This is a genomic window from Glaciecola sp. MF2-115, assembly GCF_047250385.1.
Lineage (GTDB): Bacteria > Pseudomonadota > Gammaproteobacteria > Enterobacterales > Alteromonadaceae > Glaciecola.
Genome location: NZ_JBLBVM010000055.1, coordinates 18,771 through 39,890, shown reverse-complemented (window position 1 = coordinate 39,890; position 21,120 = coordinate 18,771). Strand labels below are relative to the sequence as shown.

Here is a 21,120-nt window from a genome sequence, read left to right as displayed (position 1 = left end):
CATTTTGCGAATACCCTAAAGAGTGCTTTTATCTAAATCGCGTAACTCATCTATGCTGAGAAAGTGTGTATTAGTCCCAGAATGATATTCGAATTTATCGGCCACTTTAACGCCCTTTTCATCCAACTTATTAATCGCATAATTAATTGTTTTATCGAAGAATTTGATAGCCGGTTTAATTACGAAGTGATCATGGAATTCTAATGTGTGATGAGCTAATTCTTCTGGCACCATTACTTCATGTAATTTTTCGCCAGGACGAATGCCAATGAGTTCGTATTCTCTACCACCAGTCATGGCCTCAACTAAATCGACAATACCGATTGATGGAATTTTAGGGACAAATATCTCGCCGCCTTGCATGCGCTGAAAATTAGTCAGTACGAATTGTACGCCTTCATCTAAGGTAATCCAGAAACGTGTCATTTCATCATGAGTAACAGGCAGAACTTTACGGCCTTCACTCAGTAACTGACGATAAAACGGCACTACCGATCCTCGAGACCCTACAACATTACCATAGCGAACGACCGCGAATCGTGGCCCTGTTGCGCCTGCAATATTGTTTGCCGCGACGAATAATTTGTCGGACACCAATTTTGTAGCACCGTATAGGTTTACTGGGTTTGCAGCTTTATCTGTAGACAAAGCAATAACACGATGAACGTTAGCTTCGATAGCTGCATCGATTACGTTCTGAGCACCATTGATGTTAGTTTTGATGCATTCATTTGGGTTATATTCGGCAGCAGGAACTTGCTTCAAGGCTGCAGCATGAATGACATAATCAACGCCACGCATCGCTGACGACAAACGGTGAGCATCACGCACATCACCAATGAAATAACGCATACTTGGATGATCGTACTTTTGTTGCATTTCGAACTGTTTGAGTTCGTCTCGGCTGTATATGATTACTTTTTTAGGTTTATAATTGCTGAGTATGTGGGATACAAATCGTTTACCAAATGATCCCGTTCCACCCGTAATCAAAATACTCTTATTATCAAACATGCTTATCTGCCTTCATGTAAGCGTCGATACATTTTTGTACCGCCCGCATTTTTGCCCAGACTCGAAACACTTCTGATGCTTCAAATTGACGTTTTACAACAAGTCCTCGTGACCCAATTTGATCCAACACAGTGGCGCTGTCAAATTTTTGCTTGTCGTCGAGCTCTTGTTCGTGTGTCTGCTGTTTTTCTGACGCAGCGTGTTGCACTCTTGGCAACGCAAGATAGGTTTTAAAATTAACGAACAGGTCCTCATCAAAGCCACTAATAACCTGAGCTTCAATAAATTCTCCTGCTTTCGTATCAGAAATATCTAATATCGCATTTACCTTCTTGGCTTGAGCTTCATCACTTGAATGTTCAGCTAAACAATCCTTAGATGCATTTTTTGCGCCAAGCTCGGAGAAATAATGTTTTTCTATAAAAATTCGATACTTAGGCATGTCCCAGAAGTGACGTAAAGCGCAATCTATATGGAAGTGTAAAGGCCCATAAGGTATTTCACCTTTCTCAAATTCTTCTACCGAGTCGTGTTGCGATAAACACGGTAACAGCATGGCACTTAAACAGAGCTTGGTCTGGTCGAGCAGCTTGGTCTCGACTAACATCTCAGCAAATATTTTGTGATTAAATTTGGTGGTAACACACAGCATGATACGTACAGCCGATTCGTCAGTATTCGCGGTGTTTTGCCTAGAGTTTTGCGCAGATTTTTGCGTTGAGTCTGCATATAACGATGAGAGTTTATTGAGAGTCTCTTTAGCTTGCTCCCACTCACTTTCCTCGTTAATAAAAATTAATGCTAAACGCGATTGATCATTTGTAGCAGTTGGCACGCTTACATCTGTTGACACACTCGCATTTGTTGACACACTCGCATCTGTTGGCTTAACTAAATCTGATGTCCCATTCACAAACAATAGCTGCCCTTGTTCCGAATCTAAGCAGTATCCAGCTCTCTTCTCACTGCTGATATGTTGCAGAGCAGTTTCGCGTAGTTCATCGTTTTGAATGCTAACAAAGAGTGACGCCTGCTCATGCTTGCTAACAAAAAGCTTCTCTCTATCGACGATAAACGAGGCCGAACAATCGTAAAGTTCGACCTCATTTTCAAGTAAGGAATAAATATCCGCTAAAGTTGCTCCCCACAATTGAGCGGCTTGCTCAGCAATACTAATCGCCACCTCATCATTTTGATGCATGGCTGCTTTGCTCAGAACCGCGTTGATATAATTCATAGAACCATAGAGGTAATAGAAAAAGAGTGACTCTCCCTCACTATAAGAGCGAAATAGAAACTGTTTCTGAGCTTCAACTAAAGTAAAAATACTGTCTTTATTTGCTAAAGGCTTCTCTACAAATGTCATCAGTTGTTGAAGTTCAGTTAACAGTTTCTCTTTGTTGTACTGCTGTTCGTATTGAGTAACAAAATCATCACTAGCCACTTTTTCGAAGCTATCCTCGAGTGACAATAAACAATCTGCCTTTTGCTGAGGACTTGAAACCAGCAAAATGTTGTCAATATTTAATGCTTGAGTGCCTTCGATGCGCGCGCCGTCACTCGTGTTGTAGCAGTCGACTCGATGTTCAGCGAGTGATTGCTCCATGATCATTTTAGCTATTTTGAACTCATGCTTGGTATTAACAACGCTTCTAAAATTACCTGGTATAAGTAAACCTGTATTATTCTCTTGTGCGTAGTTATACAGCTCTTTTCCTTTCGCATCATAATAGCCTGACTGTGTGGAATGATGTTGTGTGGCATCAACAAAGCCAAGATCAACTCCCATTAAATAAAGCTGATTAAAGCCCAATTTCAAAAAGAAATTCAGAGCAAAATTTGTCACCGTAGGAAAGGCAAATGCCAAGGCCTCTGCTTTTTCTTCTCCTATTATTTTCAAGGTAGAAACTGTCGAGGATTCGCCCTCTTTAAAGGCAATTTTTACGTCTTTATACAAAGCGCACGTGTCTGGGTGGATCCCGTTACAACTGATTAGGGTTATTCGCTTCAGATAGTCGGTGTCATTGATTCGCACAGCCCAATCGTGTGTCGCCCTATTTTGCTCTATCTCAGCGTGGAAGTCAGGAACGATGCCGTTACGATGTAATACCTGCAATGAGGTACCACAAGAAACTAATATGGCTTGGTCAGCAATTTCTTTAATACTTTCCAAGCTGTAGTCAAGTGATGGCCCATTCCCGATAAAAATAACGGGGAGCTCCTTTTCAAATAAACTCAGTTTGTGTTTTGATGCTGCGCGCATGTATGGCACACCTTGACGAAGCATTTCCTTTGTATGAGAAATACCATAGCAAGCATGATCGAAGTACTCTCCCATCGAGATAACAATTTGTAATTGCTCACGTAATTGACCAATAGCAGCATTTAAAGGCGCGTTGTAGTAGCCCTGATAAAAGTAGGTCTGACTCAACACGTATGGGCCAATGTTGTAGAACTGCCCGAGAAGATCCCTAAACAAATGCGTGCCGTCATCGCCAATATTGATATATAAACGACCGTCTTGCTCATCTATAGTCGTTAAAATAGTGTGCCAATCGATGGCATACAAAGAAGCATAAAAGAAATCGCGATTAGGTTCACAAATGAAAAGCTTTTCAACTGTCTTATTCTCAAATAGTGATTGCAGTTGATAACCCGAGCCCAGACCGAACAAAATAAGAGACTTGATGGTATCCGGTAAAATCCCAACCTCATCTTCTGCAGCTTGCAACAAACGCTCAGTCTTTTTTACCAAACGATAATGTAAGTAATGCTTTAATTTTTCGCCATTGTAGCCCAGTATTAATCCATCTCTATTTGGATGCTTTGCGAAGTTCTCGAAATTATCTTGGCCATCTTGAATAGGCATGTCGCCATGCCAATAACCGCCATTATTGACATTCAGTAAGTTGATGTCGCCCTGAGTATTTTGCATTGGACGCCATAACTGTGGCTCATAATCCTTAAACTCGGCATGAATGTTCGGGTAATATTTTTCTAAGGCAGCGAGATTCTTTACAAATTTTTCATTTTGTTTAGAAACATCTTTTATGGAGCTATGTGCTACTGCGTCCATCCATGCAGGACAAAATTCATTGTCCAACTTACCCAGTTGAAAAGGCCTACATTTTGCTTGGACTTCGTTAAATGGCTCGTTGCGCATGTGCTTCATAACGCAATCGAACATAGGGTGATAATAATGTTGGAAAATCAGCACCTTATTAACTGGGAAATGCTGCTTCAATTCAGCTAAGTCTGTTATTAAGTCTCGGGCATCTTTATGCAGTTGAAAGTACAAACTAATATTTTTGCGAGCCGCAAGGTCGAATACAGATTTCCAGTCCATCACCATATTGCTGCATTTAAAGTACTGCCCTTCAGGCTCATAAATAATGATGTGTTTAGCGTTCGTACTTTCAAGCAAAGACGCGATATGGCCACCTAAGCCAATTCCCAAAATAACCAATACATCTTCGTTAAGGCTTTGCTTTACCCCATCCTCTAAAAGATGTATGGCTCCCGATGTATTTTGTGTAAAGTCGATAAAAGCAGAGTATTGCTCTTTTAAGGCGAGTTGTTGCAAAACTTCTTGCGCAGGTTGCTCACCATAGAAGGTGCGTCCAACACCAAAATCAACTAGATTATATTCTTCGTGTTGATTGCAAAAGATAGAGATATTTTGATTATTGATCGTGTCGAGTTCTTGCGCCAAATTAGGTACATTTCTCGTAAACGTGTTGCGATTATCTACAAACTGGTTTGAAATATGAACTGCAGAACGCTGTTCAATTGCTTCCTGCAATTGTTCATCTTGATGAATATGAACACGGATATCATTCAACATAATTAGGCGTTATCACTTATATTTTTTTACCGCTTTTAGACCACGCACAAGTCCACTCAATTCGGATAACGAATCAGTAAAAAGTGCTTTTACGGCAGCATGAAGTTTAGTATTGATGGGTAATTCGGATTTCGAAAATTGTTTTTTTTCAGCGTCAGATAGCGTGGCAAGATACGCCTGAATAAATTCATCACGTTGGGTCACGAGTCTGCGCAGCGCTTGGTCGTCAACTGAGTTGGCTTCAAGCACTTCGCATATTGATTGGTTAATGACGCTAAGATCCTTGGGAGTTAGCGCATGGGATAAATAGTCGTTTTTACTCACACTGATTGGCGTTTTTGACGCTGTGCTTCGTATGCCTCTTGTTTCGCATCTTCTGGAATACCTGCCCATGCCGTCTTTATTGGTAATAGCAGGTTAATCACTTCGTCCATTATCTGCAAGTTGTTTTGAACGTTAGCATCTAATAAGCGTTGCACCATAAATTCATAAAGGCCATAGAGATTTTCTGCAATCTCTCCGCCTACATCTAAATCGAGTGTGTCGCGTAAGTTAATTAAAATCGCATTGACTCTGGATAAATGTTCCGATTTACCGGCAAAATCTTTACGCTCCATGCAGCCTTTAGCATAAGCCATACGATCAAGTGCACCTTGCATTAACATCAAAGTTAAGCGATGCGGATCGGCGGTTGCTATATCTTGTTTCAGACTGCCTTTTTTGTATGCGTTTATACCTTTAAGCGCCATGCAGTTATTTCTCCGAATAATATAATTAAGCTGATTGTCTCTAAAAGACTAATGTTAAAATGACTGATTAAATATAGTCTCAATTATCAACGATAAACAATTTTAAGCGCTAAATGTTGCTTTTCATTTAGCGATTATAAAGTAGCGAGTAAAGCTGAGCTTGTTTGCTGTAATCTAGCGACTGTTTGGTCGAGATTCAGATAACGTCCGCGCAATGTCTGTTCAAAGCTCACTAATCGCAATTCAAAAGCGGCACGATCGTCCAGCAATTGGTCGCGTTGATCTTTCGCTGCAGTCTCTCTATCGGCTAAAACGCCACTAGATTTAGTGTATTGATCAATAAAATCGTAAAGCTTCGTTGCAATACCATCGTCGGCTGTAAATAGTTTAGACACTTCATCAAAGTTATCTTCTAAAGCATCACTTAACCTCGAGGCCCCGGTGCCTAGACCAAAATCAGTGCTACCAATTTCCAGTTTTCCATCGCTGGTTAATTCAATACCGACTTGAAACAGACCACCCAGTTCGGAACCGGTTACAGTGCTACTAAGAATATTGCCTAAACCCGCTTGAATACCTCGAATAGTAAAGTCGCCAGCCAGCGCGCCGTCGTCTTCGAGTTCGGACTCACCATATTTAGTAAGTGAACGGATTTCTGTGTTTAATGAATTATAGCTTTCAACAAATTCTCTAATTTTTTCGTCCAGCGCTTCTTTGTCAAAACCGATAACTAAGGTCGAAGATTGAAACTCATCGAGCGAGTTCTTTTCTGATACGGCTTTGGCAGTAAATGTCACATTTTGAATCGTATTTTCAAATTCATTGGTGTCACTTTGAACCGTGATACCGTCAATAACCGCTTGGGCATTTTGTGCCGTTTTAGTGGGCGTTAGATAGCTTGCAGTTTCACTTGAGTCTGTTGTTGAAATACGATTAAGGCCAGCGCGATCGTCATCATTAATAATGGACAGATCGTTGCCTTCACCGGTAATTTTGGAACTAATCACTAATTTAGCACCGCCGTCTGCCGTGCCTGTATTAATAATATTCGCGGTAATACCGAAGTTATCTTCAGAGTTATTAATTTGCTCTCTGAGTTCAGCAAGTGTTGCGCCTGCCGCTACATTGATAGAAAAGGTATCGCCAGTGCCGCCAATTTTGAAGGTTAGTGAACCGGCGGTATCGGTAACTTCATCACTCGAAGATGCGAATCCACCGTTTACTGCAGTATCTGATTCGATGCGACTTCCGCTAGCCAAACGCTCTACAGTTACGGCATATTCGCCGGTTAAAGCACTGTTTGAAGCTTCAGCAGTAAATGGTTCTGTTTCTTCAGATGGGTTGCGGATTGTTGGTTCACGACCGGTTAATGACTGATCTTTACGAAGCTCATCAACCGAGTCTTTGAACTCTGATAGTTTTGATTTGATTTGGCCGAGACTTGAAATCTCAGCTTCAATTCTTTCGTCTTGAGCATCTAAACGAGCTGCTTTCGGCGCGCGCTCCGCTTCTAGTAATTGTGATACTAGCCCTTCGAGGTCTAAACCTGAACCAACCCCTAATGATGAAATGCCCATACTGTTACCTCATTTGTTAAGCCTGCCCTCTCAGTAGAAGTCCTGCACTACTGCCAAATTCAGACTGCAATTCGTTAATTCGCTCTGCAATTTTTAGCACCTCCTCGGAAGGAATTTGCCGTATTACATCCCCTGAGTCTGCATCCGTGACAGTCACTACTTGTCTATCGGTTGCTTCATCTATTGAGAATGCAAGCTGTGTGCTTGTATTTTGCAGAAACTCGCTAATGTCACCAAGCGCCTGTTCAAGTTCAACAGTGCTTTCCTCTCGTTGTTCTGTATCGGCATCGCGAAAAAATGCTTGAGCATTTTGTGCTGCTTTTGCCGCTAAATTTTGTTCTGCTTTTGCACTGGAATTTTCTGACTTAGCATCGTCAGATACATCCACTTTTTCAATGCGCTCAAAAACCGGCAATTCATTCGGCTTTAAGTACTGGCTTGCAACATTACTGCCAGTTTGCGGGATTGTTGTGTCCATTTTCAATTCCTCCTAACAAATGAGAGAAGCGGTTGCACCAAAACCTTGGTGAACCGCTTGTTCAAAGCAACTTATAAGAAGCTAAAATAACCTTCCAACTAAGCCAATAAAGACAACGCAGCTTGCGGTCTTTGATTCGCCTGGCTCAATACTGATATTGAAGCCTGTTGAATAATTTGATTTCGAGTAAGCTCAGCAGTTTCTGATGCAAAATCAGTATCACGGATTTGACTTCTAGCACCTGCTAAGTTTTCTGAAATATTAGTTAAATTACGTATCGTTGATTGAAAGCGGTTTTGCAAGGCACCTAAATCAGCACGCACATTACCAACAGCAGAAATGGCGGTATCAATGCTAGCTAAAGCTGCCGAGGCATCGCCAAATGTAGCTACCGTTAAGTCGCCAATTCCTAGGCCAGTTGCACTGAAACCTGAGCCGCCAACGACTTTAGATGCCGATAAATTAACGCTGATAGTTTGACCGCTATTAGCGCCTACTAAGAAAGCCGCAGAATAAGAAGCATCAAGAATGTTAACTTTGTTAAACTGTGTATCAGTAGCAATTCTTGAAATCTCTGTTTTCAATGCTGATACTTCCTTCTGCAATGCCAAACGGTCAGCAGATGAATTAATACCATTTTGAGATTGTACAGCTAACTGACGAATACGCTGCAAAGACTGAGTTGTTTCTGCTAAGGCACCTTCCGCAGTTTGCGTTAATGAAATAGCATCGTTAGAGTTTCTGACGGCCTGATTCAAGCCCTCTAATTGTGTAGTAATTCGATCTGAAATTTGTAGGCCAGCTGCATCATCGGATGCACTGTTGATACGAAAGCCAGACGACAATCTTTCAAATGATTTATTAAGAGATTGACCCGATTCAGATAGTTGTCTTTGTGCATTTAGTGCTGACAAATTGGTGTTTACAAATAATGACATATATTATTACCTCCAATCAAAAAAGAGAGAGTGTAGGAATCTCTTTTTCGAACCTATTTTGATGCTAACTTGGTTCACTAGGCCAAATTAGCAACCTCATCGTTTAAGCGGTTCGACACGAAACCAAAAAAACGTTAAATTACCCCTCGACTAACTGTATCGGCAAAAACTATAGATCCTTTAGCCCATATTTAGAAAAAAATTAAATTAATTACTTAGATATTGAAAAATAAGTATTTTTTACTTAAAAAAATATTAATATTGATGTCATTTAGAGATTAAATAGGAAGATAAATTCGTTGGAATATTTTATTTCGGTCAGCGTAATAAGCTTTTTGGCTCTTTGTTTTTATTCATATAAAGTGTTGAATAGAGACTCAGTGGAAAGTCCAAGTGTGAATAAACAAAAGTACTTTCACATGGCGGTAACCTGGGGAGTTATATTGACAGCATTTGCTATTTTTAGTGGTATTTTTATATTAGTTGCACTCTTTAGCATTGTGACAAAAGAGTGGGAAAATGCTTTCCTACTAACAAAAACCCCCGTGTTTGTAGGAACGATTATCTCTTACATTATTTTTTCGAAATACAAAGCACGTTATAAGAGAAATAGTCAGTAGCTCTCCGCTAATTAACTTTAGAAAACGTTTTAAAAGGATAAATTCATTTATAAAATAGTTGGCACAGTACCTGCTTTATAATTTGTGTCGAGGTGAACACCAATATGTTTTTGCAAATACGTGTTGGGAAGGAAAAAAGGTCGAGCCATAAGGCGGCCCGACCAACTTGCTCACGTTAGGAGTTGGAGCAAAGCAGTTTCGTCGGCTTGCAGGATTGTAGAATAAGTTACTGGCCTCTCAACCTAAACTTCTATACTCTCAGTCTTGTAAGTCGGCATTTTATTTGGTTCATGTCGCGATAATAGATAGCTTCTACGGTCTATTATAGTCATTTTTCAATTATAAGTGCGTTTTTATTTCCTCTCTAGCTTGCCTTTCGGCTGCCATCCTTGGCAATAATAAGCCTCTCAACGCTTTCCAATTTACTTAATAATCTTGTGTTTCGTATACCAAACTTTTGAGTTACTACACGTCAATTATTTGCCGTTTTGGCGAATCTTTGCCGCATTTGTTTAATTGAACGTGTTACGTATACTACTTTTTATAAAGCTACTCTTTGTAAAGCTAGCTGTTGTAAGACTATTCACTTTGCAACTATTCACTTTGCAACTAGGCACTGTAAAACTCTTCACTCTAAACATAGCCACTCTAAATCTAGTCATTTTAATGTAAGTGCTTCAACTAGCATTAGGTCTATAGTGAGTCGTTCTATTATCTGGGCATCTAAAAGCAGTACAATTAATAACCCTACGTTAATTCAACAGTCAATTGTCTACAGCACTTTGAATTTCGGTGAAGCGCATTGCTAGCTTAGCTAACAAGCGACTCACCATTAGTAAACAGAGTAGTTCAAACACGATTATTATCTGCTCTTTGTTCATCCACTCTGTTTAAGTCAACGATTACTGAAGTAAGCTCAATGCCGCTTGAGGTCGTTGATTTGCCTGACCTAGAATAGTCGTGCTTGCCTGCTGTATGATCTGAGCACGCGTTAGTTCTGCCGTTTCCTTGGCAAAATCAGTGTCACGAATTTGCGAGCGGGCTGCCGACACGTTCTCAGAAATATTCGATAAGTTACGAATCGTAGACTGGAATCTGTTCTGAATAGCACCTAAGTCTGCACGTTTGTCATCAACTATTTCAATTGCACGGTCAATTTGTGCAAGAGCACGTGAAGCATCTGCAACTGTTGCCACGCTCAGTGTTGCGCTTCCAAATAAACCTAAAGCACCAAAGCCATTCGGACGCGAAACGTTCACGTTGATAGTCTGACCTGCATTTGCCCCCACTAAGAAAGCTGAAGAAAAACTGCCAGCTAAAACGTTGACACCTGCAAACTGGGTTGTTGCCGCCACACGGCTCATTTCTGATTTTAATGCAGATACTTCTTTTTGCAGTGCTAACCTGTCCGAAGCATCATTAATCCCGTTTTGAGATTGTATTGCCAAGACGCGAATACGTTGCAAGCCACTTGTTGTTTCTTGTAGCGCACCCTCAATGGTTTGCGCTAATGAAATGCCATCGTTAGCATTTCTTACGGCTTGATCTAAGCCTTGAATTTGTGACGTCATTCGGTCAACAATTTGTAGACCTGCTGCATCGTCTTTTGCACTGTTAATGCGGAAGCCTGAAGATAGTCTCTCAAACGAGGTGTTCAAACTTGATGATGTATTTAAAAGTTGTCTTTGTGCGTTTAGTGCAGACACATTAGTATTTACGAATAAGCTCATGATAATCTCCTAACGATTTTCAATTTATTTAATATTTAATATATTTGCGTTATTTATTATTTTTTTACGCATTTTTCATTTTTGGCACACTTGGTGCATTACTAAAGTCGAGTCATGGACTGACTTATTTCATCAAGCAGTCACTCGCTTGATGATGCAATTGCTGTAACAGAGCGAAAGCTCTTGCTGACGGACAGGTATGGTGGTCCAGACCTCTATACCTCTCACTACCTCCTGGCATCGTTCCTGTCAGTCAGCAGTTCCCAATTCTTGGGGGCATTCGGCGGTTTTCACCCACACTTATTCCTCACAAATGTGCCTATCAGTCTTTTATAAATTCTTTTCTTACTACTTCGCCTTAGTTATTGATACATTTATTGCAATAACTGTAAGGCTTGCTGTGGCCTTTGATTCGCTTGGCCTAGCACAGTCACACTGGCTTGCTGCGAAATTTGCCACCTAGCCAGTTCGGCTGTTTCATCTGCAAAATCTGTATCTCTTATACGAGACCTTGCTTGCGACGCATTCTCGACAACGTTCGCTAGATTGCGCACACTTGATTGAAAGCGATTTTGCAAGGCACCTAAGTTGGCGCGTTTAGCATCGATGATCGAAATTGCCGTATCCATTAAAGTAACCGTTGCTGAGGCTAAACCTGCATTTGATATTGAAGCTGTCTCGTTTCCGAAAAGTCCCTTAGTACCAAAGCCGCCTTGGCGTGACAAATTAATGGCAATGTATTGCCCTGAATTTGCGCCGATTAAAAATATGGACGAAAAATTGCCGCTAAGAATGTCTACACCAGCAAATTGAGTTGTCGACGAAATTCTATCGATCTCAGATTTCAGCGCTGACACTTCTTTTTGTAATGACGTTCTATCGCTGGAGGAGTTAATCCCATTTTGTGATTGGATCGCTAGCACTCGAATACGCTGTAATGCGTTGGTAATTTCTTGCATCGCCCCTTCTGCGGTTTGAGCAAGTGAAATACCGTCGTTTGAATTGCGTACAGCTTGATTCAATCCGTTCACTTGACTTGCAAAACGGTCACTAATTTGTTGACCAGCTGCATCATCTTTTGAACTATTGATTCTAAAACCAGAAGATAAACGTTCAAATGCCGTATCTAGGCGAGTTGAAGCTGTAAAAATCTGGCGCTGTGCTTGCAATGCAGACACATTCGTATTGACGAATAGACTCACGATTTTCTCCTAACGATTTTTCAATGTTGAATGGTTTAGCTCTTTGGCTTGTTACTCATTCAGCACTACGTTTTTAGCATCAATGATTATTATTATTTTTGTGTCTATGCACTTTCATCGATTCATGTGTTGTCGCTCTTAGTTGCTCTATGGCTTGGCGTTTAACATCATGTTGCTTTTGTAACTGTAAGCCAGAGTATTTTTTGTTTTTATCTCCGTGCTTGAAATACTTATCGTGCAGATACGCGAAAACCTTTAGTGATTAAACTAAAGAAATTAGAGAAGAAATTGTGAATGGGTATAACCTATTTAATTTTTCATAATAAATTCAAAGGTTTAAAATAAAAATAACACAATGAAAAAAATTAAAAAAATAAGCGGCCAGGCAATGCCTGGCCTATCGCTCTGGAGTGTCGAGAGTGAGCGGACTCTCTGCTGTTTGGCTTGTGATGCAAGATACTACCTCCTGGCTTCATTCCCCAAACAGTAGGGTCAGTTAGGCTTAACCTAGAAGCTGAAGAGCGGCCTGAGGACGCTGATTAGCCTGAGATAGTATGGTTGTACTAGCCTGCTGGATTATCTGATTACGTGTCAACTCTGCGGTCTCTGTCGCAAAATCTGTGTCACGAATCTGTGCTCTAGCACCTGATACGTTTTCAGAGATATTGGTCAAGTTACGAATGGTTGATTGGAAACGGTTAGTTAGTGCACCGAGGTCGGCTCTAACACCGCCTACAGCTGAAATCGCATTATCGATAGCAACTAGAGCAGCAGAAGCGCCACCGAAAGTAGCTACGCTCAAATCAGCGATATTCAAACCAGTTGCAGAGAATCCATCGATACCTTGAAGGTTTTTGCCTTCCAAGTTAACAGAAATTGTCTGACCACTGTTAGCACCCACTAAGAACGCAGCTGAGAAGTTGTTAGTCAACAAGTCAACTTTGTTAAATTGGGTATCTGTAGAAATTCTTGAAATTTCAGTTTTCAATGCTGAAACTTCTTTCTGAAGTGCAAGACGGTCAGCAGAAGAGTTAATACCGTTCTGTGATTGTACTGCTAGTTGGCGGATTCTTTGTAAAGAACTCGTTGTTTCAGATAAGGCACCTTCAGCGGTTTGCGTCAATGAAATCGCGTCATTCGCATTACGAACAGCTTGGTTTAAGCCATTAATTTGCGTTGTCATACGATCGGATATTTGCAAACCAGCAGCGTCATCTGAAGCACGGTTAATACGGAAACCCGAAGATAAACGTTCGAACGAAGTGTTCAACGCGTTTGATGAACTCATTAATTGGCGTTGAGCATTCAACGCAGATTGGTTTGTGTTTACGAACAAGGACATAAGTCTCTCCTACACTCTCAGTCCAGCGGCTTGCTGGTCGCCGGACGTGACTCCGGTGGTTTAATAACAACTTGTAGAACAATAACTATCCAAATGATAAGTTAATGTACTGGCTCTCTCGTAAATGTTTATCGACGCTGGTTTGATTCTCTTTAGTTAAAATGTGCTTTTTTTCTAAGTTAGCGGCAAATAGTTGCCGCCTTTAGGCAAGAAATGGCTACCTAAGGGCGTAATAAAACCATTTAAATACAAAAGTTTAAGTAATATTTTAATGAATATAAATTGGCTAAAAAAAATATCAAACAAAAATCAGCATGATGCCTTCACAGATTTAAATCGTTTAAAAAATCACCTGTATTTATGTTTTCGTCGTGCCACCGACCATCACAGTGCTGACGGCTTCATTGTAATCCAGCAGCTCAACCTGCTAGGTAAACTCATTAAACAGAGTGAATTAACTATATTAAACAGTGATTTACGCGATCCTAAACTTACAATTCTAAGGGATGAAAGTTTACTTTTGAGCGCTTATGTGCGAAAAGTAGAAATAAACGATAAGGGCGAGGAAATTAGAACGAGTCAAAATACCTATTGGCTTTCGCGCGATGGTATTAACTGGCAACACCAAGGGTATTTCGCAGCTCATTTTCATTGGTGTTGGCGATTGAGCTTAAAAGACAATCAAATTTTTGGGCTTGCTTATGAACGAAGAACTGAAAACCTTTATTTATACGAAGGATTTGGGCTCGACAGTTTTAAAGCCAAATCCAAACCCATCTTGTCCAAAGAAGAGCATGGTTTAGGATATCCCAATGAAAGTGACTTATGCTTTGTTTCGGAAACAGATGCCATTGCAATCGTTCGTCGAGATGCCGACACTTACTCAACTCAATTCGGAAAAAGCATAGCCCCATTTGACGATTGGCAATGGCAAGACTTACCTATTTACCTAGCGAGTCCGCGAGTACTTTCATTAAATGAGAAAGAAGTATTGATTGCTGCTAGGTATGAACATACACATCTGACCCAATTGAAAGATAAGCAAAAACCACTTATCCAATATTTTGGTAGTGGGAATGAAAAATTGCCCTATAGCGATGAAGAACTGAAAACCGGACTTTTCAAATTAAATTTGCGAAACAATGAATTGTCATTCTTACTTCCCTTACCTAGCGCCGATGACAATGGCTACCCCGGTTTAGTGTTGAATGATACGGGCTTTTGGTTAAGTTATTATTCCACCCCACAAGCTGGACAAACTCAAGTATATTTATGCTACGTTAGTGCCAAGCAATATTAATAATTTAAAAGTGACAAGGATTAGCGCAATGAACAAAATAAAAGACAATGTTAGTAAAGAGGAATGGCAGACTCGGGTTGATCTCGCCGCAGCTTATAGAATAGTCGCTCATTATGGTTGGGATGATTTGGTGTTCACCCATATTTCAGCTCGCGTTCCAGGCCCTGATCATCACTTCTTAATTAACCCATATGGCATGATGTTCGACGAAGTCACCGCTTCAAGCTTAGTGAAAGTTGATATCAACGGCAAAAAAGTGATGCAATCGGATTACGAGGTAAACCCTGCTGGTTTTATTATTCATAGCGCGGTGCATGAATCTCGTGAGGATGCACAATGTGTTATGCACTTGCATACCGTCGATGGTATTGCGGTGTCCACCTTGAAAGATGGCTTACAGGCTTATAGTCAACAATCCTTATTCCCTCTTTCGGCTTTGTCCTATCATGAATATGAGGGAGTTGCCTTGAACCCCGAAGAGAAAGCACGCTTGGTGGCTGATTTAGGTGATACTTCATTTATGATTTTAAGAAATCACGGTTTGCTGACCTGTGGGGAGAGTATTGCTGATACCTTTCTGTACATGTTTTTGCTGCAACGCGCGTGTGAAATTCAAATTAAAGCACAATCTACCGGCCAAGATATGATTAAAATTCCTGATCAAATTTTAGCGGGGATTCAAGCACAAGCAAAGCAAGTAACTCGTTCTGCGGGCGGAGCTTTAGCATGGCCCGGGATCCTGCGAAAGTTAGATCGCGTTAACCCCGGTTATGCTGAATAAGCGCTATATTAGCGCTTATTAACTGCTTTTATTGTGAGATTTTATTGTGAGATTTTATTGTGAAGTTTTATAAAGAGCCCTCGCTAATTAATTTATATAATTAAACAGTGATAAATTACTAACACGTGGGAAAGATTGAAAAGCGGCCTGAAGGGCCGTTTCTTGTTTAGCAAACTCCGTAGATGCTTTCGCATAGTCGACATCTTCAATGCTTGAGCGAGCGGCTTGCAAAGTCACTTCACTGTCTAAGTTTGATTCTCTAATTGATTGAGCGATATTCAAACGCGCTCCAATAGATGAACTTTCAAGGGACATCTTTTCTAATCCATTATCTAATCCCACTAGCGTATTATCGATTGCTTTAACAAAGTCTGCTTCAGATATTGACTCAGAAGTTAGCGCAACAAACATGTCATTTAAAGTTTCAGCTAAATTTTTCTTTTCAGGTCGGTTTAGATTTATTTCTAGCGAGTCACCAGGACTCGCCGTAAAATTAAACTCCATACCAGCAAATCTGAAGGGTTCGCCCGATTCGAAGTCCAGAGTAGATACGACACTACCCGTGCCAACGTTAGTCACGGAAACTTGATTTCCCGCAAGCACGTCAAAACGGTATTGATTATTAGTTGCATTGACTGGGTCAAAATTTTGCTTGTGAAAATTATCAAAACTGCCTTGCTGATCGATTCTTGCAGTGTCTAATTCAACACCCGGACTTTGCGCTGTGACATCAAAATTTAAACGTGCAAACACTTCTTGAAAAATAGATTTCCCAGATGAGGTGCTTTGAATTTTAACACTATCTGAAATTTGAATCTGATTCTCGCCATCATCGCCTACGAACTTGACTTTATCGCCCGTCGCACTGGGATTAAACTCAAATGCTTGGCTAGACGATTGATACCCAGCAAAAATATACTCGCCACTGGCATTGCGCGTATTCATTAAATCTAAGACTTGATTTCGAATTTGTTCAATTTCGGCACCAATCGCTTTTCTATCTTGCGTCGTCAAAATACCATTACCTGACTGAACCGTTAGAACTCGCGCTCTATTAACAACATCGTTGATACTTCTCAGTGCGGTTTCTTGCAATTCTAAGGAGTTAGTCGTTAAGTCATTGTTACGCTGATACTGCGTGATTTTGTCCAACTCTTCCGTTAAACGGATAACTTGCGCAGCGCCCACAGGATCATCACTAGGGCGTAGTAGTTTTTTACCCGTCGCCAATTGCTGCTGAATATCAACCAAGTTACCTTGGTTAGCATCAATATTTCGTAAGTTTTGATTGTAGATTAAGTTTGTAGTAACTCGCATAATTTATTACCTTGCTGCAGACAATATGGTGTTAAACAATTCTTGTGCTGTGGTCAAAATTCTCGCCGCAGCAGCATATGATTGTTGAAATTGTATGAGGTTAGCGGCCTCTTCATCTAAGCTCACGCCAGACGTCGACTCAAACCAATCCGCAGACTGTGTTTGCAGGACTTGTGACGCAGCTAATTCAATTTTTCCGTTTGCCGTTTGGGCACCGATGCTACCGACGATATTTGCGTAAGTTTCATTAAAGGTCGCTTTATTACCATTCGTGCCAATGCTTTGGCGCACAGTATCCTCTTGCTGCAAACCAGCTAGCTCAACTGCGTTACGGTTATCCGCTAAACCATCTGTATTAAAACTGATATCGAATGAATCCCCCGGCTTTGGGACACCTTCTAAACTAAAATCGTAACCAGGATAATCTTGAAGAGCGGCAAATTCAGTCGGCCATGGTGGAGATGCACCATTGTCTTTCGCCTGCTGCAACAAATTATTCATGTCTGTTACACCGCTCACGGTAGTGATGATGTTCGGTGGCACCGCGTTATCTAATACTTGGAATTCCGTTGCACTAGTAAACAAAACTGAGGCTGGAGCTCCTACAGATGCCGGCGTTTCTGATGCACTTTGAATGCCACCTGCACCATTAAAACCGGATGCTTGAATGTTAGCGAAGCTGTTATCAATTGTGGTGTTTCTCACTGTTACAGAGCGGATCGTTGCATCACCTAAATTCGCGGCATTAGTGTCGACGCGAAGTGGTTTTGCAAACGCGAGGTCTTCACCTCTTGTGGTTGCTAGTGATAAATCATTGGCGGCTTTGCGCAATGGTTGAAATAAAAATTGATCGCCCACGCCATAAGCTGCACCACTGGCAAATTCAATTTCAATTCCGCCCATCATAGCATTGTAAGTTCCCGCTTCTGCACTCACGTTTACTACTTGCGTGATCGGCGTACCCGATTCATCCAGTTGTTCGGTGCCGTCGGAATTCAAAGCCGATACTTGCACATCAAAAGTTGGAGGGGAACCAGTCGGGCTTGTTAATACTTCCAATCGATAGTCGGAATTAGTTATATCACCGCCTGCACCTTCGGTAAAACGTCCTTTAACGCCTAAACTTAAGTCAGAGTTGTCTGGATAATTAATGCCGCGAAATCCTGGCAACTCAAAAATATTACCACCAAGTTGCTGGTCAAGATCCATACCCTGGCGGTTTTGGCTGTTAAAAGCATCGGCTAAGGCCGTTGATAATTTTCCTAAATCACGCTGAGCTGGTTCCAAAATTTGTTCACGATATCGAAACAAACCACCTAGTGCGCCACCCATTTTTTGTTCTTGAACATTCAATGTTGTGTTTGCTTTTGGTGGTGCATAGTTTGTTGATAGGCGCAACTGAGCGCTTGTAAAGTCTGGCTCGCCATCAAGGGCTAATACGTTAAATGTACCGTCGGCCAACACTAATGACTCGCCAGACGTAAGATTAACGACCAAGCCTAAATCACTGTTCGGACTTGTGCGTGTTTCGATCGACATGAACTCTGCTAATTTACGAATAGCCAAATCTCGTTCGTTCATTAAAGCTGATGGCGTATCTACATTACTACTGTTGCCAATAACCTGTATGGCTTTATTCAAATTGCCGATTTGGCTTATAAGGGCGTTTGCGTTATTCACGCTGTCGTCTATTTGTTGCTCTACTTCACGCTCTTTTACCGTCATAAAATCGCCGAGTGTATTGATACGATTGACTAAGCCCTGAGCTTGGCCAAGAACTGAGTCACGTGACGTAATATTGGTAGCATCATCTGCCGCCGTTTGAACTGAAGCGAAAAAGCGTGTGATAGCGCCAGAAATCGAATTGGCTTCACTCGCAAGCACATTGTCTAAGCCTTCCGCTCTATCAAAGAATGCTTGCGCTTCGCCCACGCTAGTAATATCGCGGCGCAATTGATTCATTGCGAATTGATTTAAAACACGGTCGGTAAAACCAATGTTAACGCCACCGGTTAGTTCTGATTTAAATTCTGTGCGTTCGCGCACATAACCTTCGGTATTAATATTGGCAATATTGTTACTGGTCGTTGAGAGCAAGCGACCGCTAGCGTTAACGCCTGTTTTTGCAATAGAGAAAAGATCTGCCGTTTTAATCATGGTAGTAATTCACCCAATATCTTGCCATTGAATACCGACATCACTTTCTCTGCATATGCTGGGTCCGTTGCATAACCGGCTTCCTGCAATGCCTTGAAGTAGTCTTCAGGTTTCTCTGATTTTTGAATCGCTTCATCATAGCGAGGGTTCGACTTAATAAAGTCGACGTAATCTTCCATAGAGTGGGTAAACGAACCATAACTTCTAAACGAAGCTTGTTGTTTCTCGGGTACGTTGTTCACAAACTCTAATGTATCGACGGTGGCCTTCTCGCCATCCCATCGTTTATCAGCTTTAATACCGAATAAATTATGACTATTTTCACCGTCACTTTTGTGAATGAGGCTTTTTCCCCAACCTGTTTCGACGGCAGCTTGCGCAATCATGGCTTTCGGGTCTATATTTAGTGCTTTGGCAGCTTCAACAGCATGCGGATAAAGCGCTTTAACAAACTCACTTGGAGAGCTAAAGGCAGCTTCTTTGCTAGCCGACATTGTTGCATTATCGCTGCTACTTCCGAGCACTCTGTTCTGCGCATTTTGTACGGCGGCAACGTTGTGCCTGTTTAACACAGACAAATTGCCGTCGGTTCTTACAGCGCTTGCTGGAGTCACTCCGTTATCAGTGCCCATTTGCTGCATAATCACTTCTGCGAGCCCTATACTGCCATTAGCACTTAAATCGGTGGCGAGTTGCTTGTCGTGCATCTCGCGGTAGAATTTTACTTGTTCCGTGCTAAACGGACTGTCTTTATCTGCAAGCGCGTCTTGTGCTTTACGCATCGACTTCAGCATCATTTGTACAAATATCGCTTCAAACTGCTTAGCGGCTTCTTCTAAAGCACCTTTGTCACCCGACTGTGCGGCTTCTCGCAATTTATTGACACTACCCATATCATGGTAGTTGCGCGACATCTCTAGCTGAGATTTGTTTGCAGAATTTAAGTCCATTAGATAATCACCAACTCACCTTGTAGCGCGCCAGCTTGGCGAAGCGCTTCAAGGATGGCCATTAAGTCACCTGGAGCCGCTCCAATTTCATTCACTGCTCGAACTAACTGTTCTAAGCTAACGCCTGGGTCGAATAAAAACATGCGGCTATCATCCAAATTAACATCAACAATGGATTGTGGAGTGATAACAGTGCTGCCATTAGCAAGCGCATTTGGCTGATCAACTTGTACATTTTCGGAAATTGTCACCGTTAAACCACCGTGCGTTATCGCGGCGGGTAATAACTTAACATCCTGACCAATTACGATTGTGCCCGTACGGCTATTAATCACCACTCTTGCCGGTGCTGTAGCGGGTTGGAATTCAAAGTTTTCAATGGTTGCTAAGAAACCGACTCTTTGACCCTGCTCTCTAGGAGCCATCACTTTAACTGAAGCGGCATCCATAGGCATTGCAATAGCAGTCCCCATTGATGCATCCGCACCTAATCGCTGATTAATCACATCAGCCAATGCTTGCGCAGTACTGAAGTCAGGAGTGTTCAAATTCAAGGTCAAATAATCATTCTGCATAAGGCCAGAAGGCACGGCTCTTTCAACAACAGCGCCATTCGCAATTCGACCCACAGTGGGCGTATTTGACACAATTCTGGAACCATCATTACCTTCAGCACCAAAGCCGCTTACCACCAAGCTACCTTGTGCAACAGCATATATTTCGCCATCTAATCCACGCATGAATGTCTGCAATAAAGTACCGCCATTCAGGCTTGATGCCTCACCTACTGACGAAACTGTCACGTCAATGGTTTGACCTGGTTTGGAGAATGCAGGCAATGTTGCGTGAACGGCTACCGCAGCTACGTTTTTAATTTTGGGTTTAATATTAGCATCGAGTGAAATACCAAAATTTGCCAACATCGTTCTAAAACTTTGTTCCGTAAACGGGCTTGTCTCACCCGTTCCTGGCAAGCCGACAACTAAGCCATAACCTACCAATTGGTTGGCACGCACACCTTGAATGGTGGCTAAATCTTTTATACGTTGAGCTTGCAATTGAAACGGTGACAAAAGCAAACTGACGATTACGAACACAGATAATAACTTCATCATAAAATC

At 41.5% G+C, this 21,120-nt stretch carries 16 protein-coding genes; 2 read left to right on the top strand and 14 right to left on the bottom strand.

The window, feature by feature from the left end:
* Positions 1-15: 15 nt before the first annotated feature.
* The 10 genes from pseB to ACKLNX_RS13320 form a co-directional block, all read right to left on the bottom strand.
* On the bottom strand, positions 16-1,014 hold the full coding sequence (gene pseB, locus ACKLNX_RS13365; protein WP_411694205.1) for a UDP-N-acetylglucosamine 4,6-dehydratase (inverting): 999 nt from the start codon (positions 1,012-1,014) through the stop codon (positions 16-18).
* On the bottom strand, positions 1,007-4,858 hold the full coding sequence (locus tag ACKLNX_RS13360; RefSeq protein WP_412972735.1) for a 6-hydroxymethylpterin diphosphokinase MptE-like protein: 3,852 nt from the start codon (positions 4,856-4,858) through the stop codon (positions 1,007-1,009). The genes pseB and ACKLNX_RS13360 overlap by 8 nt, the downstream gene beginning before the upstream one ends.
* A 12-nt stretch (positions 4,859-4,870) precedes the next feature.
* On the bottom strand, positions 4,871-5,182 hold the full coding sequence (locus ACKLNX_RS13355; protein ID WP_411694207.1) for a hypothetical protein: 312 nt from the start codon (positions 5,180-5,182) through the stop codon (positions 4,871-4,873).
* On the bottom strand, positions 5,179-5,607 hold the full coding sequence (fliS, locus tag ACKLNX_RS13350) for a flagellar export chaperone FliS (protein ID WP_412972734.1): 429 nt from the start codon (positions 5,605-5,607) through the stop codon (positions 5,179-5,181). Before fliS ends, ACKLNX_RS13355 begins: the two co-directional genes overlap by 4 nt.
* A gap of 134 nt (positions 5,608-5,741) precedes the next feature.
* Entirely contained in the window at positions 5,742-7,184 is a 1,443-nt protein-coding gene (gene fliD / locus ACKLNX_RS13345) for a flagellar filament capping protein FliD (RefSeq protein WP_412972733.1), read from the bottom strand.
* 16 nt (positions 7,185-7,200) lie between these two features.
* The gene (locus ACKLNX_RS13340; protein ID WP_412972732.1) at positions 7,201-7,662 is read right to left on the bottom strand and encodes a flagellar protein FlaG; all 462 of its coding nucleotides are present in this window, start codon (positions 7,660-7,662) and stop codon (positions 7,201-7,203) included.
* 98 nt (positions 7,663-7,760) lie between these two features.
* Positions 7,761-8,600 (bottom strand): flagellin, encoded by an 840-nt coding sequence (locus tag ACKLNX_RS13335; protein WP_411694211.1) that lies wholly within the window; start codon positions 8,598-8,600, stop codon positions 7,761-7,763.
* Positions 8,601-10,122: 1,522 nt separating this feature from the next.
* Positions 10,123-10,950, bottom strand: a complete 828-nt coding sequence (locus tag ACKLNX_RS13330) for a flagellin (RefSeq protein ID WP_412972731.1) — start codon at positions 10,948-10,950, stop codon at positions 10,123-10,125.
* Positions 10,951-11,324: 374 nt separating this feature from the next.
* A complete protein-coding gene (locus ACKLNX_RS13325) occupies positions 11,325-12,152 on the bottom strand; it encodes a flagellin (RefSeq protein WP_411694214.1) in 828 nt (275 codons plus the stop codon).
* Between the two features lie 502 nt (positions 12,153-12,654).
* Positions 12,655-13,494, bottom strand: a complete 840-nt coding sequence (locus ACKLNX_RS13320; RefSeq protein ID WP_412972730.1) for a flagellin — start codon at positions 13,492-13,494, stop codon at positions 12,655-12,657.
* A 271-nt stretch (positions 13,495-13,765) separates the two neighbouring features.
* Here ACKLNX_RS13320 and ACKLNX_RS13315 point away from each other — a divergent pair, with 271 nt between their 5' ends.
* Both ACKLNX_RS13315 and ACKLNX_RS13310 read left to right on the top strand, forming a co-directional pair.
* Positions 13,766-14,794, top strand: a complete 1,029-nt coding sequence (locus ACKLNX_RS13315; protein WP_412972729.1) for a hypothetical protein — start codon at positions 13,766-13,768, stop codon at positions 14,792-14,794.
* A 28-nt stretch (positions 14,795-14,822) separates the two neighbouring features.
* Positions 14,823-15,575: a class II aldolase/adducin family protein gene (locus ACKLNX_RS13310; protein ID WP_412972728.1), complete on the top strand. Its 753-nt coding sequence runs from the start codon at positions 14,823-14,825 to the stop codon at positions 15,573-15,575.
* 87 nt (positions 15,576-15,662) lie between these two features.
* On the opposite strand, the gene flgL is transcribed toward ACKLNX_RS13310, so the two are convergent.
* The 4 genes from flgL to ACKLNX_RS13290 are packed head-to-tail and all read right to left on the bottom strand — an operon-like array spanning position 15,663 to position 21,111.
* Positions 15,663-16,892, bottom strand: coding sequence for a flagellar hook-associated protein FlgL (gene flgL / locus ACKLNX_RS13305; protein ID WP_412972727.1), 1,230 nt, complete (start codon positions 16,890-16,892; stop codon positions 15,663-15,665).
* Between the two features lie 6 nt (positions 16,893-16,898).
* A complete protein-coding gene (gene flgK, locus ACKLNX_RS13300) occupies positions 16,899-19,049 on the bottom strand; it encodes a flagellar hook-associated protein FlgK (RefSeq protein ID WP_412972726.1) in 2,151 nt (716 codons plus the stop codon).
* Positions 19,046-19,999 carry a flagellar assembly peptidoglycan hydrolase FlgJ gene (flgJ, locus tag ACKLNX_RS13295; protein ID WP_412972725.1) on the bottom strand — a complete coding sequence of 318 codons (954 nt, stop codon included), beginning with the start codon at positions 19,997-19,999 and terminating at the stop codon, positions 19,046-19,048. Before flgJ ends, flgK begins: the two co-directional genes overlap by 4 nt.
* Positions 19,999-21,111, bottom strand: a complete 1,113-nt coding sequence (locus ACKLNX_RS13290) for a flagellar basal body P-ring protein FlgI (protein ID WP_412972969.1) — start codon at positions 21,109-21,111, stop codon at positions 19,999-20,001. The genes flgJ and ACKLNX_RS13290 overlap by 1 nt, the downstream gene beginning before the upstream one ends.
* Positions 21,112-21,120 lie beyond the last annotated feature (9 nt).

Coding starts and splice junctions, on each gene's coding strand:
- pseB (WP_411694205.1), bottom strand. CDS start 1,014: ATGTTTGATAATAAGAGTATTTTGATTACGGGTGGAACGGGATCATTT.
- ACKLNX_RS13360 (WP_412972735.1), bottom strand. CDS start 4,858: ATGTTGAATGATATCCGTGTTCATATTCATCAAGATGAACAATTGCAG.
- fliS (WP_412972734.1), bottom strand. CDS start 5,607: ATGGCGCTTAAAGGTATAAACGCATACAAAAAAGGCAGTCTGAAACAA.
- fliD (WP_412972733.1), bottom strand. CDS start 7,184: ATGGGCATTTCATCATTAGGGGTTGGTTCAGGTTTAGACCTCGAAGGG.
- ACKLNX_RS13340 (WP_412972732.1), bottom strand. CDS start 7,662: ATGGACACAACAATCCCGCAAACTGGCAGTAATGTTGCAAGCCAGTAC.
- ACKLNX_RS13335 (WP_411694211.1), bottom strand. CDS start 8,600: ATGTCATTATTTGTAAACACCAATTTGTCAGCACTAAATGCACAAAGA.
- ACKLNX_RS13330 (WP_412972731.1), bottom strand. CDS start 10,950: ATGAGCTTATTCGTAAATACTAATGTGTCTGCACTAAACGCACAAAGA.
- ACKLNX_RS13320 (WP_412972730.1), bottom strand. CDS start 13,494: ATGTCCTTGTTCGTAAACACAAACCAATCTGCGTTGAATGCTCAACGC.
- ACKLNX_RS13315 (WP_412972729.1), top strand. CDS start 13,766: ATGAATATAAATTGGCTAAAAAAAATATCAAACAAAAATCAGCATGAT.
- ACKLNX_RS13310 (WP_412972728.1), top strand. CDS start 14,823: ATGAACAAAATAAAAGACAATGTTAGTAAAGAGGAATGGCAGACTCGG.
- flgL (WP_412972727.1), bottom strand. CDS start 16,892: ATGCGAGTTACTACAAACTTAATCTACAATCAAAACTTACGAAATATT.
- flgK (WP_412972726.1), bottom strand. CDS start 19,049: ATGATTAAAACGGCAGATCTTTTCTCTATTGCAAAAACAGGCGTTAAC.
- flgJ (WP_412972725.1), bottom strand. CDS start 19,999: ATGGACTTAAATTCTGCAAACAAATCTCAGCTAGAGATGTCGCGCAAC.
- ACKLNX_RS13290 (WP_412972969.1), bottom strand. CDS start 21,111: ATGAAGTTATTATCTGTGTTCGTAATCGTCAGTTTGCTTTTGTCACCG.